General features: G+C 57.6%; 13 protein-coding genes and 2 pseudogenes. 9 read left to right on the top strand and 6 right to left on the bottom strand.

What is annotated here, in order from left to right; all coding sequences use genetic code 11:
- A partial coding sequence (locus tag Q4Q11_RS27860; protein ID WP_498571495.1) for an MFS transporter occupies positions 1 to 902 on the bottom strand: 902 nt, incomplete at its 3' end.
- A 232-nt stretch (positions 903 to 1134) separates the two neighbouring features.
- On the opposite strand from Q4Q11_RS27860, the gene Q4Q11_RS27855 reads away from it, so the two are divergent.
- The 3 genes and pseudogenes from Q4Q11_RS27855 to Q4Q11_RS27845 all read left to right on the top strand — a co-directional run bounded on the left by Q4Q11_RS27855 (position 1135) and on the right by Q4Q11_RS27845 (position 2715).
- Entirely contained in the window at positions 1135 to 2037 is a 903-nt protein-coding gene (locus tag Q4Q11_RS27855) for a LysR family transcriptional regulator (protein WP_498571494.1), read from the top strand.
- A gap of 26 nt (positions 2038 to 2063) precedes the next feature.
- Positions 2064 to 2360 (top strand): annotated as a pseudogene (locus Q4Q11_RS27850) (ISL3 family transposase); the annotation flags it as partial.
- 151 nt (positions 2361 to 2511) lie between these two features.
- On the top strand, positions 2512 to 2715 hold the full coding sequence (locus Q4Q11_RS27845; RefSeq protein WP_112509583.1) for a CsbD family protein: 204 nt from the start codon (positions 2512 to 2514) through the stop codon (positions 2713 to 2715).
- A gap of 133 nt (positions 2716 to 2848) precedes the next feature.
- Here Q4Q11_RS27845 and Q4Q11_RS27840 read toward each other — a convergent pair whose 3' ends face one another.
- Complete coding sequence (locus Q4Q11_RS27840) at positions 2849 to 3160, bottom strand: DUF982 domain-containing protein (RefSeq protein ID WP_112509585.1); 312 nt, start codon at positions 3158 to 3160, stop codon at positions 2849 to 2851.
- A gap of 198 nt (positions 3161 to 3358) precedes the next feature.
- Here Q4Q11_RS27840 and Q4Q11_RS27835 point away from each other — a divergent pair, with 198 nt between their 5' ends.
- From Q4Q11_RS27835 to Q4Q11_RS27825, 3 genes are all read left to right on the top strand, one after another.
- On the top strand, positions 3359 to 3661 hold the full coding sequence (locus Q4Q11_RS27835; protein ID WP_498571493.1) for a hypothetical protein: 303 nt from the start codon (positions 3359 to 3361) through the stop codon (positions 3659 to 3661).
- A gap of 643 nt (positions 3662 to 4304) precedes the next feature.
- The gene (locus tag Q4Q11_RS27830) at positions 4305 to 4523 is read left to right on the top strand and encodes a hypothetical protein (RefSeq protein ID WP_498571492.1); all 219 of its coding nucleotides are present in this window, start codon (positions 4305 to 4307) and stop codon (positions 4521 to 4523) included.
- The gene (locus tag Q4Q11_RS27825; protein ID WP_498571491.1) at positions 4516 to 5103 is read left to right on the top strand and encodes a hypothetical protein; all 588 of its coding nucleotides are present in this window, start codon (positions 4516 to 4518) and stop codon (positions 5101 to 5103) included. Before Q4Q11_RS27830 ends, Q4Q11_RS27825 begins: the two co-directional genes overlap by 8 nt.
- Positions 5104 to 5177: 74 nt before the next feature.
- Here the strand turns inward: Q4Q11_RS27825 and Q4Q11_RS27820 are convergent, their stop codons facing one another.
- Positions 5178 to 5441 (bottom strand): hypothetical protein, encoded by a 264-nt coding sequence (locus tag Q4Q11_RS27820; protein ID WP_498571490.1) that lies wholly within the window; start codon positions 5439 to 5441, stop codon positions 5178 to 5180.
- Between the two features lie 104 nt (positions 5442 to 5545).
- A pseudogene (gene dnaE2, locus Q4Q11_RS27815) lies at positions 5546 to 6008 on the bottom strand (error-prone DNA polymerase); the annotation flags it as partial.
- Between the two features lie 369 nt (positions 6009 to 6377).
- On the opposite strand from dnaE2, the gene Q4Q11_RS27810 reads away from it, so the two are divergent.
- Positions 6378 to 7511, top strand: coding sequence for an MCP four helix bundle domain-containing protein (locus Q4Q11_RS27810; RefSeq protein ID WP_498571489.1), 1134 nt, complete (start codon positions 6378 to 6380; stop codon positions 7509 to 7511).
- A gap of 15 nt (positions 7512 to 7526) precedes the next feature.
- Here the strand turns inward: Q4Q11_RS27810 and Q4Q11_RS27805 are convergent, their stop codons facing one another.
- The gene (locus Q4Q11_RS27805) at positions 7527 to 7712 is read right to left on the bottom strand and encodes a hypothetical protein (protein ID WP_498571488.1); all 186 of its coding nucleotides are present in this window, start codon (positions 7710 to 7712) and stop codon (positions 7527 to 7529) included.
- Positions 7713 to 8105: 393 nt separating this feature from the next.
- Between Q4Q11_RS27805 and Q4Q11_RS27800 the strand changes: the two genes are divergently transcribed.
- A complete protein-coding gene (locus Q4Q11_RS27800) occupies positions 8106 to 8843 on the top strand; it encodes a tetratricopeptide repeat protein (RefSeq protein ID WP_498571487.1) in 738 nt (245 codons plus the stop codon).
- Positions 8844 to 8930: 87 nt separating this feature from the next.
- Positions 8931 to 9428 carry a hypothetical protein gene (locus Q4Q11_RS27795; RefSeq protein WP_498571486.1) on the top strand — a complete coding sequence of 166 codons (498 nt, stop codon included), beginning with the start codon at positions 8931 to 8933 and terminating at the stop codon, positions 9426 to 9428.
- A 154-nt stretch (positions 9429 to 9582) separates the two neighbouring features.
- On the opposite strand, the gene Q4Q11_RS27790 is transcribed toward Q4Q11_RS27795, so the two are convergent.
- Positions 9583 to 12762: error-prone DNA polymerase (locus Q4Q11_RS27790; RefSeq protein ID WP_498571485.1), on the bottom strand; the 3180-nt coding region annotated here is incomplete at its 5' end.

The raw sequence follows: 12762 nt of genomic DNA, 5'->3' as shown, positions 1-12762 counted from the left end.
ACCCAGATCAGCATGCCGCCTTTCAGCGCCGCGGTGTCGCCGAGCAGGCCGACATATTTCAGGACGTAGGGAGCAACGACGCTTGCCGGGGACATCAACGGCGTGAAGGTGATGATGATGATCGCCAACAGCGCCTGCCGCGTGAACGGCGCCTTGAAGAGATCGGCGTACCGTCCCTCGGGCGCCTTTACGGCGCTCCGTCCGAACTCGGCTGCCAACCGCGGAAGTCCGAGCGCTTGCAGCGCATCCTCGGCCTCCCGCACGCGACCCTTCGACATCAGCCAGCGCGGAGATTCCGGAATGCCCTTTCGACCCAGGATAATAACAAGCGCCGGCAGAGCGCCGAGGCCCAGGATCCAACGCCAGGAAGAAGCTCCGACCCACTCAAAGAGAACAAGGGCGACGGTCAAGGATGTGAGGGCGCCGAGCGACCAGGCGACCTGCGGGATCGCTCCCGTCCACCCGCCGCGGCTGTGTTTGGGGGAAATTTCGGCGAGAAAGGTTATGCTCGCCGCGATGTCGGCGCCGATCGCGAGGCCCATCAGAGCGCGGACGATCAGGAGCTGCGTGTAGCTAGTGACAACGGCCGACAGCAGCGAAAGGACGACGAAGAGCCAGAAGGTATAAATGAAGACATTACGTCGTCCGAAACGGTCTGCAATCTCGCCAACGGCAAAGAGACCTACTGCCGCCCCGAAAAACGCGATCGCGCCAAGTAGCCCAGTTTCAGCCGGCGTGAGTGAAAAGAGCGGTTTGAGCATCAGCAGCGCCCCGCCGATCGCGATAAGATCGTAGCCGTCGACGAATTCGCCGAACGCAATGAGCGTCAGTGCGCGCCGGCGCGCCGGCGTCAGCGCCTGCGGGCTGTCGAGTCCGGAAATCGATCGTGTTCCATCAGTCATCTTGCCTGTCCTCCCCTAGGCGTTTCGTCCGGGGACATGCGACGTGGCTGACCGCCTCGCGCATGTCCCGGCCCTGCCGGTCGAGATACCAGCTCTGGCTCGCGTCCGTCTGTGAACGACGGGGCGTGGGTCTGCCATCTGTCCTCCCCCGACCTGCGCCAACCATGCAGCTTGAGAGAAATGAATTCAAAGTCTAAAAAATCCGCGCATCCAAACTTTTGGGAATAAAGAAATGATCACGCTTCTATCCCGCGCGACGCATCAGTTCCTCGCTGTATGCGAGGCTCGGAACCTGACCGAGGCTGCCGACAGGTGCGGGGTGACGCAGCCAGCGATCACCAAGAGCATTCGTAAACTGGAGGCGCTCGTTGGGATGTCTCTCTTCGAGCATAGCACCCGAGGGCTGTCGCTAACGCAGGCGGGCCGCCTGCTGGAGCGCCACGCGAGCAGCATGCAGAGTCAGGTCCGCTATTTGGAGGCCGACATCGCGGCTCTGGGTGAAGGGCGTCGTGGCACTATTCGCCTGGGGATCGGACATGCAGTTGCCCTTACGTTGCTGCCGCATCTAATCGCTGCCATCCAGGAGAAATTCCCAAACATCAACATAGAATTCGAAACCGGAGTAGCCGATGAGCTCTACCCCCTTCTCACTGACGGATCGATAGATCTCATGATTGCGTCGACGGCAGGAGTGGAACCGCTCGAAGACTTCATCATCGAAGCAATGTTCACCGGAGAGATGGCAGTTTTCGCTCGACGCGACAATCCGATCTGGCAAACCAATTTCTCGTCGCAGGACCTAAGCTCCTTGAGATGGTATCTCTTCTCGCACGACGTCGAAGGCGTCCGCGCTCTCGAACGATACCTTGTCCAGTCCGGCGGTTTTCTGCCGTCGACGGCTCTTAGATGCACCGCGCTCGACACCATGATGGAACTGGCGGCACGTACGGACGGTGTCGCGTTCCTCGCGTCAACCTTAACCTCCGAGGCGAGGCGGCGGGACCTGCATCCTCTCCCGCTTCTATCGGCAATCTGGTCGTTTCCGATTGGGCTTGTGGTGCGCAAGACCGCATCTTACGTCGCCCCAGTTGCATTCATCGTCGACTTTTGCAGACGGCATTCGGTAGTCTCTTGAACCAAAACAACGCTAGATAATGATCTAGCCGCTCCGATCTGGAGCGGCTGTTGAAGGTGTGGCTCGAGGCCGAAAACATTCAACCCGACGAGCCGCCTCCGGATATGGATGTCTCAGAACCCGTCCGCGATCCTGAGACTAGACATATGATCTCGTCTGTGGTGGCTGCAGCTTTGTGCATAAAGCCGCGCGCACTGCTGACAGATCGCCAGGCCAGAAAGGTCGATGCTTTTAAGCAAGGCTCGACGGTATTCGCCACAATGCGTGGCTTGGCCATGCGCTTCAATGGCATCTTGCGCAGCAGGAACTCAACGGCACTGGACGAATTGTGCCAGTTGGGAGGATAAAATCGCCACACACCGGCGCACGATGCCGCACGTCACAAGCCGCCTACCGGCCTCCAGCCTACTGCGTTCGCTCGAACCAATACAAATGAGGCGCGTTGTCCTTTGACAACAACGAGGAGACAACACCATGGACTGGAATCGCGTCGAAGGTAACTGGAAGCAGGTTAAGGGCAAGATCAAGGAGCAGTGGGGTAAGCTCACAGACGACGATCTTGATCAGATCGCGGGCAAGCGGGATCAGCTCGAAGGAAAGATCCAGGAACGCTACGGTATTCAGAAGGACCGTGTGCGGTCGGATGTCGACGAATGGTATGATCGCCAGACCTGGTAAGCGAAAAGAGCGCCTTTCCAATCGATAGATTGGAAGCCTGTGCGTTTCGCCCGATGATAGCGGCTCCATGCAAGCATGGAGCCCTTGACGCAGGAAGCCTCTCCTTCAGAGGCGAGTTCCAAAGGCCACGCCTTTACATAGACGCTATCCGCGCCGCTCGCATCGGCACTGCTTGAGGGACTGTCTTCGACGGCACCATGACGGCCGGCATCCCAGCCTCAAGACAAGCGGCCACGAACGCCTCGCGCGCAATGATGGCGGGTACGATCCCGTTTAGCGCACGGCGACAGGTCTTTACTGCCCGATCGTGACGCTCACCATGGCGTAACGGCCATTCGTTTTCGAGAAAGTCGAGCGCATCATAGATGCCCGTGAAAGTGCGCTCCAATCCGCATTGGAGCCGGACCGTCACCGGCCGGGTCCATGGAACATCGTTGAGCGGCATTTTTTCCTCCTTTCGATGCCACACTGATCCTCTCCTGCGGATGATATTGGAAGAGCGATCTGCGGCTTCAAGAGACAAACTCGTCGTCGACCGCAGTCGGCAAAGCTTAAGGTGCTGGCGACGACGAATAGATAGCACACAGGTTGCTCTTGACCTTACAAAGTCCTCGGTCATGTATCGCTCTGGGAGGATACTAATATGTTGAAAGACGAGGAAGCCTCGACAATTCCTTATGCCCAGCTCGATCATCGCGCACGGCTTGACCGGGTTGATTTCCTCGCTGCGACCATCTCAAATCTCGCCTTCGACGTCGCCAGCCATGGCGATGCTCAGACCGTGAGATCGCTTCTCGATATCGGATGGATGCTGAAGGTCATGCGCGAAGAGCTGGCGATATGTTGCAGCTCGAGCAATATGACGATCATCGGTAATGCTGTCAGCTTGATCCGCACCCTGCAAACGCGTTGCCAAACACTCCCGGCGGTGGGGACGGTGCATTAATCCATACTCGTCTCGCCCATTGACCAAATTGTATTTTAGCTGATCTTGAAGTTACAAGATCGACATATAGATTTCGCTTGGCGGCGCACTTCGCGTCAGTGCCATCAAGCCGAGACAGTTTTGTTTGGCCCGCGGAGTTCTCTGTGATCTATGACTGGGACGGCGCCAAAACACGGCGCATTAGAATTCTGAAGATCGGCGTTTCGCTCTTGATCGGGCTGACGTTTTTGGCCGGACCTGCGATGGTATTGGTCCGCGCTCACCCATAGGGTCGGTTCTACCTCTCACCGGGTCGACCCGCGTTGAGATATGCCAGCGGACTGCAGGGATATCCCAATTCGCTTCTGTATATCTTCGTAACTTTTCGCTCGCTTTCACAACATCGCTGCGTCCAGTTAAGTCATTGAGCTTGCAAATACTTCCAATGAAAATTGATCGAGCGAAACGCACTTGATCCCTAATCAAGCGCATCCGTTTCCGACCAAGCCTGCTAAGCCCAAAAGCAACCCACTTGACTCAATCACAAATGAGAACATAATGGGAACAAATTGCCGCAGCAATCGCCGCCCCCGCAATTTCTATATCGACACATCAGCAGTTTGAACCCCCCATGATTCTAGGGGTGCGGGAGACCTATTGCCTCATGACAGCCGCAGCCGCTCAAGCAGATGAACCGCACTTCGATCAGGTCGCTTCCGTGCTTAACCTGTTCGAAGGCGACCCCCGCGCCACAGTCAGCGCCCTGCTCGCCGAACTGCAGTTCGTCCGCAAACAACTGGCTCTCTGCGAAGCTGGAATGAGCGTCGGCTTTACGCGCGGCTGGGTTCCAAGTTTCGAAAGCGAAGGAGGAAGCAATGTTTGAATATTCGAGAGATCCACGGCCGAGAGACGGTGTTCTCACCATAAGCCAGAACGAAGCGCAGGCGCTTTATGATTTCGTCGGCTATTTGGGCCGGCATGCCTTCGATGCCTTCAGAGATGACCGACCCGGCTTCCGTGGCAAGTCACCTGACATGCTGCGCTATCTCGGCAGGATGCGCGACCTGTTGGAAAACGTCATGGACTACCCGACCTTGGACGAGGAGCTTTGCTGGGATGAGCCGAAGCCGCTTTCGACCGATGAGGTTCATGGGTTGCTGCTGACGGAGATCGGCAACCGAGCCGGCATCCGGTTTCTCGAGATTTCGGTTCGCTGGAATGACGAACGCAGAAGTTTCGGGACACTTCAGCTTGCCGTCGATGACGAGGCCGGTGAAACCTGCGGTCTGTTCGAGGTCGAGGATGTCGCTGGCGAGCAGGTCAGTTGCGGTCCTGGCTGGTCGCAATCGGGCGCTGATCTCGACGAGACGATCCGCATATTCATCAGAGCCTTTCCGATACAACAGCTGGAAGCGCGCAATGAGGACTGCATCAACGAGATGCTGGCTGCGAAAGTCGCCTGACTGTTGGTCAACCTGCGCCGGGTTGGCGCGTCGGCATTTTCATCAAACGCCCAGACGATGCGGCACTACAGATTTCAGTCGAAGGGATTATCGATATAGACCCGATCAACGAGCTTCAGACTGCGATCGGGCTGCACGATGTATGTCTCCCGCACCCGCTCGCCCCACTGATCAGTGAATGTGTGAGGAAGGATGCTGCCGACGGGTGACTTTTGTAACCTTTGTCGCGGCTGCCCGCCGTAGGTAATGCTTCCGGGAATGGGCTCAAGCCCTTCTGTGCTGGTTTGGCAGGCCGCAAGCATGGCAGCCAAAATCCCCATAACGACTATTCTTTTCATCGTGTCCTCCAATCTCGCTTCGATACACCAAACCAGACGTGAGTATCGAGGTTCCAGGAGGCAAGACCTTGCATCTGTGGAGTCCAGGCCAATACCGGCTTCGCTCACTGAAAATCCCTACTCCTCACCTTCAACCTTTCAATAAGCCGATCCGGCTCATAAATCTCCCGCGCCTTCATAACAGCCCTCTCCCTGGAGTCCGGGCTACCAGGCGTCCCATGCGCGAACTCATCGCCCCGCCCCGTCGGCAGCCTGAAGGCCTCATCGCGGTCGGCAAGTCCGGGACAGATCGCTTGTGAGATCGAACAGCTGCTACGCGACGAGATGCACCACCTCCCCTTCCCGCTGAATGCGGCTATTAATCGCCTCCTCACAGGTGACGATATTGCGGGCGGCAAGATCCTTGCGCAGGAAGGCCAGCGGATGCTGGCGAAGGATCAGGCCGATATGGCTATAATCCTGAATGAAGTTGTGTCCCTCGGTCATCTGCCGAAGACTGACCTCCGGCTCCCGCTGCTCGGCGATCGTTCTTTGCTCGCGCGCGGCCGCCGCGGCAAACAACGGCAACAGCCGCACGAATTCCGCGTCGGTGACGAGCGAACTCGGAAAGACATGCGATGAATTCGTGCGCCTATGGGATTGGTTGCAGGTGGCTAGGCGGCTTGCGGCAGCCGGTTCGCCGAACCGAAACAAATGTCAGCTGCGGTCAAGCGAAACGCGATCGCACATCACACCGGCTGCAGTGGGTTCCCGGCGTACCGTGATGGGCGATTCGGTAGCGAACGGCTTCCCGCCGGAGAAGCAACTCATTCTGAGGGTGTTACCAAACCTGCTCTTACACCAAATGCGGGTTGACGTTTGGTTAAATCGCCGATGCTAAAGTCGATAAAATGCTTACGAAGTTCGCGATCTCGCCTAGTGGAGGAGTGAGAATCAATGCGCAGGCCCACCGTGCGAACCTCTCTTATCGTCATAAATCTGACGTTTGCGTTCATTTTCCTCGCTTTCGCCTTGTTCTCGCTGCGCAGCGTGCATGAGGTAAACAGCGATACGACGGCGATCGCCAGGAATTGGCTTCCTAGTGTATCGGTGGCCCGCAATATGCAGTTTAAGCTCCAGGAGCTGAAGTTCGCCTACGCCAATCACATCATGTCCATCAGCGACGAGGCAATCGCGGCCGCGGAAAAACAGGTGCTCATGAAAAAGCAGGAACTGGGAGAAGCGATCGAAGCCTACAGGCCGCTGATATCGTCGCCGCGTGAAAAGGATTTGCTGGACCAGATTGGAAACCGAGCGACTGAGTATGAGACCGCCGCCGAGCCGATGCTGGTAAAATCGCGCAAGAACGACAACGAAGCCGCCAAGGCTATTTTCTACAATGCTATGGAAGCCATTGTCGAGGACGCCGAAAAGGATGCGAGCGAGCTGTTGGACGTCAACGTCAATGGTTCCGATGCCTCATATGAGAGCAGCAAGGAGACTTATGCGACCATCCTCTGGAGTACCTGGGGCCTGATTGCTCTCATACTGGCAATCGTTGCCGCAGCCGTCGCCTATGTGGCGATACAAATCTCTCGCCCTATCAAGGCGATCACCAGCGCGATGACGAAGCTGGCCGCGAGTGATACGCAATCGCCCGTTCCCTACTCGAGCCGAACCGACGAGATCGGAGCAATGGCAGGAGCGGTAGAAATATTCAGGCAAACCGCGTTGGCCAAGATAAAGGCCGACGAGGAAATCGAGGCGAACCGGGCCCACTCTGAGCATGAACGTCGGCTACGAGAAGAAGCAGATCGCGTTCGGGCGGAGGCTATGGCGCAGGCGACTAGCGGGCTGGCGGGAAATTTGAAGAAGCTGGCAGAGGGCGATCTCACAGCAGAGATTTGCGAGCCCTTCGATGCTGATTTCGAAGCCCTCCGAAACGACTTTAATAGCGCGGTGGCTCAGCTCTGCCGCACGCTAAGCAAAGTGGCGGGTTCGACCGTCGCCTTCGCGGTGATATTAATTGCACCGCAAATAAATAGCTTCTACAAGTGCTTCACACATCGCTACCAGATATTTGAAATATGAAACGACAGCGTGTGCTCAAGAACATTTGTTGCCGCGAGCCGACCAAGACATTTCCTTGGCCTTGCAATGGGCAGTGAGCGCATCACTGCTGCCCAACGTCAAAGCCTGATTGATGCAGGCCGGGGCATCATTGATCTCGGATAAGCCATCGGTTTCGTACCTCGCTTCAATGCGTTTGATTGCGATATTCCGTCGATCCATCAGACGCCTCTTGAAAAACAGACCTTGGTGATTTCAGCTTGAGTGGGAAGAAAGTTGATTCAAACATACTTGCGATCAGCGGCGTCTACGTACAGCACCCGCTGAGAGGCAAAGGAAAATGCATATTGACGATGTCCGCTGTTGGAAGGCTGCCCAAGGCTGACTGCGCGGTTCAAACTGAGCTGGGATTGGCAATCCTGAAATCTACCGGCGATGACCCCGGCGATGCCTTCTTGGAACTCGGCCCTATACATCACTGAGAAGCTTTGCTGGCCGAACTTGGTCGTGCAACGGTGCACACAGCGCTTTCATGCTCACTTCAGGAATATTGTAGGCCGCGAAAGACGGTATATTATCAACGCGAGACCTTCGGGAAAATTCGAGGAAGAGGGTATGCGCTGGTCAACGATTGCCGTGGCTTTGATAGCCGTGCTTTGCTTAGCGACAGGGAGTTTTGTTGACGATGGGAAAGATGCCTATTTGCATGGGGACTACAAGAAGGCCCTGGACGATTGGCAGATTCTGGCTTCCCAAAACAATGCGCAGGCCCAATTTGGTCTCGGTCTTCTCTATGAGCACGGCTATGGCGTGACCCAAAGCTATGAGGCGGCTGCCGCTTGGTACCAGAAAGCGGCAGAGCAAGGGGAATTCAGAGCACAGGACAATCTCGGCTTGCTATATCTACTAGGCCATGGCGTTTCGCAAAATGATGCTACGGCGGCGATGTGGTTTTCCAGATCTGCCGCGGTAGGTATTTCGGATGCTGAGCTCAATCTGGGTTGCATGTATCTGTGGGGGCGAGCCGTGAACCAGGACGACGCACAGGCTGTCATTTTGTTTCGGAAGGCGGCACAGCAGGGGTATGCTAGAGCTCAGAATAACCTTGGCGCAATGTATGAGTATGGTCGCGGCACGGCTCAAGATTATGCACAGGCCATCTTCTGGTTCCGCAAGGCTGCCGCGCAAGGCGACGCTGCCTCCGAAAACAGTATAGGTTACATGTTGGAAGTTGGACTTGGTATACCACAAGACATGGACGAGGCCGTTGCCTGGTACCGAAAGGCGGCTGAGCACGGAGATCTTTCTGCAAAGCTCAATTTGCAGAGACTGTTTCCCGTCAAGAGGGCGTAATTTCACGACGGTTTCATTCTCAGCAAAAAATGCTTTGCGGTTGCATTCCCGCAATTTCTGATTGAGCCCCCGAGAGGGTTTGTTTTCATGATGACGAAAAAGGTCGGTCTAGCTACGGCACTTGCGGCGGTCATCTATATTGGCTTAACGACTTTTTCCCTTGCGGCGGATGACCTCTGCGCACCCGTGAAAGCGATGGTAAGCCAATACAATGCCACACCGAAAATTCGGGTAGTGGGAGCCGATCATCTCGGAGCGATATATTTCACCGACTTATTTGTAGACACCAAGCAATGGTGGCATAGCGGCTCTGAACCATGGCACATCAAACCTCGCCAATATGCACCCACGAATAATATCGAGAACTGTAAACATCTTGGCAACGAAACGATAGATGGCGTTGAGACTGAAGTTTGGGCTTACGATCGACTATCCTATCAGCAAACCGACCACATCCGGATGTGGATATCGCTAGATTCACGACTGCCCGTAAAATCCGCCTTCAAGCAAATCCTGCCAAACAAAGATGTTATCGAATGGTATGTGACCTACAGCTATGGCCCTGATATCAAGGATCCGGTCTAATTCGGACAGCATGTGATCTACCGCGATTTTCCGCAATTCGATTTGGACAGCTACGCCAGAGCCGTTGAACAATGGCAAGCCGCCAAGAAGGTGACCCCTCAATGGCTTCGCCAACCGTCGTGAGTTGGGTAACCGGAGTTGCCGCTGTCGTCGCTCACTGAAAATCCCTACTCCTCACCTTCAACCGATCAATAAGCCGATCCGGCTCATAAATCTCGCGCGCCTTGATCACGGCCGTCTCTCGCGAATCCGGACTACCAGGCGTCCCATGCGCGAACTCGTCACCGCGCCCGGTCGGCAGCTTGAAGGCTTCATCGCGATCGGCAAGCCCGGACAGATCGCTGGTGAGGTCGAACAGCTGCTGGGCGACGAGATGCACGACGTCCCCTTCCCGCTGGATGCGGCCGTTGATCGCCATCATGCTGGAGCCGAGCACGATACGCCGGCGGCGCTCGAAGAGACTTGGCCAGACGACGACATTGGCTGGCCCGGTCTCATCCTCGACGGTCAGGAACATGACGCCCTTGGCCGAGCCCGGCTTCTGGCGCACGAGCACGAGGCCTGCCGTCATCAGCCAGCGGCCGTCGCGCGCCGACATCGCCTCCTCACAGGTGACGATATTGCGGGCGGTGAGATCCTTGCGCAGGAAGGCCAGCGGATGCTGGCGCAGGGTGAGACCGGTATGGCTGTAATCCTGAATGACCTTATGGCCCTCCGTCATCTGGCGAAGGTTGACCTCGGGCTCCCGCTGTTCGGCGATCGCCCTTTGCTCGCGCTCCGCCGCCGCGGCAAACAGCGGCAAGGGTTCGTCGCGCAAGGCCTTGATCGCCCAGAGCGCATCGCGGCGCTGCAAATTGAGCGATGGCAGAAAAGCATCCGCCTCGGCAAGCTCGACCAGGGACGCCGCCGGCACGCCGGACCTGCGCCAGAGATCATCGACGCTCTCGAATGGCTGATCGGCCCGCGCAGCAATGATGCGGGCGGCATCGTTCTGGGCAAGTCCATGGACCATGCGCATGCCGAGACGAACGGTGTGGCAATCGCTGCCGTCGAGCGGCTCCAGCGTGCAGTCCCAGCGTGAGTGATTGACGCAGACCGGCCGGACCTCGACGCCATGCTTGCGGGCATCGCCGACGATCTGCGCCGGCGCATAAAAGCCCATGGGCTGCGAGTTCAGGAGTGCTGCGCAGAAGGCGTCGGGATAGTGGCATTTCACGTAGGATGAGGCATAGGCGATCAGGGCGAAGCTCGCGGCGTGGCTTTCTGGAAAGCCATAGGAGCCAAAGCCTTCGAGTTGCGAGAAGGTCTTTTCGGCGAATTCGGGGGTGTAGCCGTTCCTCACCATGCCGGAGACGAGCTTGGCCTTGAACTTCGAAACACCGCCGGTGAACTTGAAGGTCGCCATGGACTTGCGCAGCTGATCGGCCTCGCCGCCGGTAAAGCCGGCGCAGACCATCGCCACCTTCATGGCGCTCTCCTGGAAGAGCGGCACGCCGAGCGTCTTGCCGAGAACGGCTTCCAGTTCCGGTGTCGGATAGTCGACCGGCTCCTTGCCCTCCCGCCGGCGCAAATAGGGATGCACCATGTCGCCCTGGATCGGACCGGGGCGAACGATCGCCACCTGAATGACGAGATCATAGAAGGTGCGTGGCTTCATGCGCGGCAGCATGGACATCTGCGCCCGGCTTTCGATCTGGAAGGTGCCGAGCGTGTCGGCCTTGCGGATCATCGCATAGGTGGCAGGATCTTCCTGGGGGATCTTGGACAGATCGAGATCCTGATGCTTGTGATCCCCGATCAAGGCAAAAGCCTTGCTCATGCAGGTGAGCATGCCGAGCGCCAGCACGTCGACCTTCATGAACTTCAACGCCTCGACATCGTCCTTGTCCCATTCGATCACCTGGCGATCGGCCATGGTGGCCGGCTCGATCGGTACGAGATCGTCGAGCCGGTCATGGGTGAGCACGAAGCCGCCGGGATGCTGGCCGAGATGGCGCGGCGCCCCCATCAGCTGCTGCGCCAGTTTCAAGGTGAGCGCCAGTCGGCGATCCTCCGGATTGAGGTTGAGCTCGCGAAGGCTGCGTTCGGTCACCAGTTCCTCGGACCATGACCACATGCCTGACGACAGGGACTTGATCACGTCCTCCGGCAGGCCGAGCGCCTTGCCGACATCGCGGATCGCGCCCTTGGCGCGGTAGCGCGTCACCGTTGCGCAAAGGGCCGCCTTGTCATGACCATAGGTCTTGTAGATCCATTGGATCACCTCCTCGCGCCGCTCGTGCTCGAAGTCGACGTCGATGTCCGGAGGCTCGTCGCGCTCCTGGCTGACGAAGCGCTCGAAGAGCAGATTGTTGGTCTCGGGATCGATCGAGGTAATGCCGAGGACATAGCAGACGGCGGAGTTGGCGGCAGACCCCCGCCCCTGGCATAAAATGCCCTGGCTGCGGGCATAGCGCACGATCGAAAACACCGTCAGGAAATAGGGGGCGTATTTCATGGTGCGGATGAGATCGAGTTCGTGGCGGATCACCTTCAACACCGATGGCGGCAAGCCCTCGGGATAGCGGTTCGGAATGCATTCCCAGACATAATGTTCGAGGGATTCCTGCGCGCTTTTACCCGGAACAATCGCCTCCTCCGGATATTGGTAGGTCAGCTCCTCCAGCGAGAACTTGCAGCGCTCGACGATCTCAAGCGTGCGGGCAATTGCTTCGGGGTAGCGCGGAAACAGCCGCGCCATTTCCTCCGGCGGCTTCAGATAGCGGTCGGCATGGCGCTCGCGCTCGAAGCCGATATCGTCGATGACAGTGTTGTTGCGAATACAGGTGACGATATCCTGCAACTGCCGGCGTGAAGGCTCATGAAAGAGGACGTCATTGGTGACGACCGTCTTCACCTTGAAACGAGCGGCAAGATTGGAGAGATCATGCAGCCGCAGCTGATCGTTCGGCCGCCGGCGCAGGCAGAGCGATAGATAGGCGCGATCGCCGAAGAGCTCTGCCATTTTCCGGAGCTGCAGGGCACAGGTTTCGTCGGCGAGATCCGGAAGGAAGATGCCGATCAGGCCCTCGGCATACAGAGCGACGTCGTCGAGATGGAGGATGCAGTTGCCCTTGCCGCCCCTGCCCTTGCCGAGCGTCAGAAGTCGCGTCAGCCTGGAATAGGCGGCGCGATCGGTGGGATAAACGAGGATCGACATGCCGTCGGCGAGATCAAGGCGGCAACCGACCACCAGGCGCAGGCCGGTCGCACGCGAGGCTTCGAGCGCCCGGACAATCCCGGCCAGCGAGTTGCGGTCGACGATCCCAAGTGCGGAAATGCCGAGCTCCTTGGC

The sequence above is a fragment of the Rhizobium sp. UFLA01-1127 genome, from assembly GCF_059803845.1.
The sequence above is the reverse complement of the archived record's forward strand: the minus strand, read 5'-3'. Positions and strand labels throughout refer to the sequence as shown.

Excerpts from the sequence above, each read along its gene's own strand:
- Q4Q11_RS27855 (WP_498571494.1), top strand. The coding sequence starts at position 1,135 with ATGATCACGCTTCTATCCCGCGCGACGCATCAGTTCCTCGCTGTATGC.
- Q4Q11_RS27845 (WP_112509583.1), top strand. The coding sequence starts at position 2,512 with ATGGACTGGAATCGCGTCGAAGGTAACTGGAAGCAGGTTAAGGGCAAG.
- Q4Q11_RS27840 (WP_112509585.1), bottom strand. The coding sequence starts at position 3,160 with ATGCCGCTCAACGATGTTCCATGGACCCGGCCGGTGACGGTCCGGCTC.
- Q4Q11_RS27835 (WP_498571493.1), top strand. The coding sequence starts at position 3,359 with ATGTTGAAAGACGAGGAAGCCTCGACAATTCCTTATGCCCAGCTCGAT.
- Q4Q11_RS27830 (WP_498571492.1), top strand. The coding sequence starts at position 4,305 with ATGACAGCCGCAGCCGCTCAAGCAGATGAACCGCACTTCGATCAGGTC.
- Q4Q11_RS27825 (WP_498571491.1), top strand. The coding sequence starts at position 4,516 with ATGTTTGAATATTCGAGAGATCCACGGCCGAGAGACGGTGTTCTCACC.
- Q4Q11_RS27820 (WP_498571490.1), bottom strand. The coding sequence starts at position 5,441 with ATGAAAAGAATAGTCGTTATGGGGATTTTGGCTGCCATGCTTGCGGCC.
- Q4Q11_RS27810 (WP_498571489.1), top strand. The coding sequence starts at position 6,378 with ATGCGCAGGCCCACCGTGCGAACCTCTCTTATCGTCATAAATCTGACG.
- Q4Q11_RS27805 (WP_498571488.1), bottom strand. The coding sequence starts at position 7,712 with ATGGATCGACGGAATATCGCAATCAAACGCATTGAAGCGAGGTACGAA.
- Q4Q11_RS27800 (WP_498571487.1), top strand. The coding sequence starts at position 8,106 with ATGCGCTGGTCAACGATTGCCGTGGCTTTGATAGCCGTGCTTTGCTTA.
- Q4Q11_RS27795 (WP_498571486.1), top strand. The coding sequence starts at position 8,931 with ATGATGACGAAAAAGGTCGGTCTAGCTACGGCACTTGCGGCGGTCATC.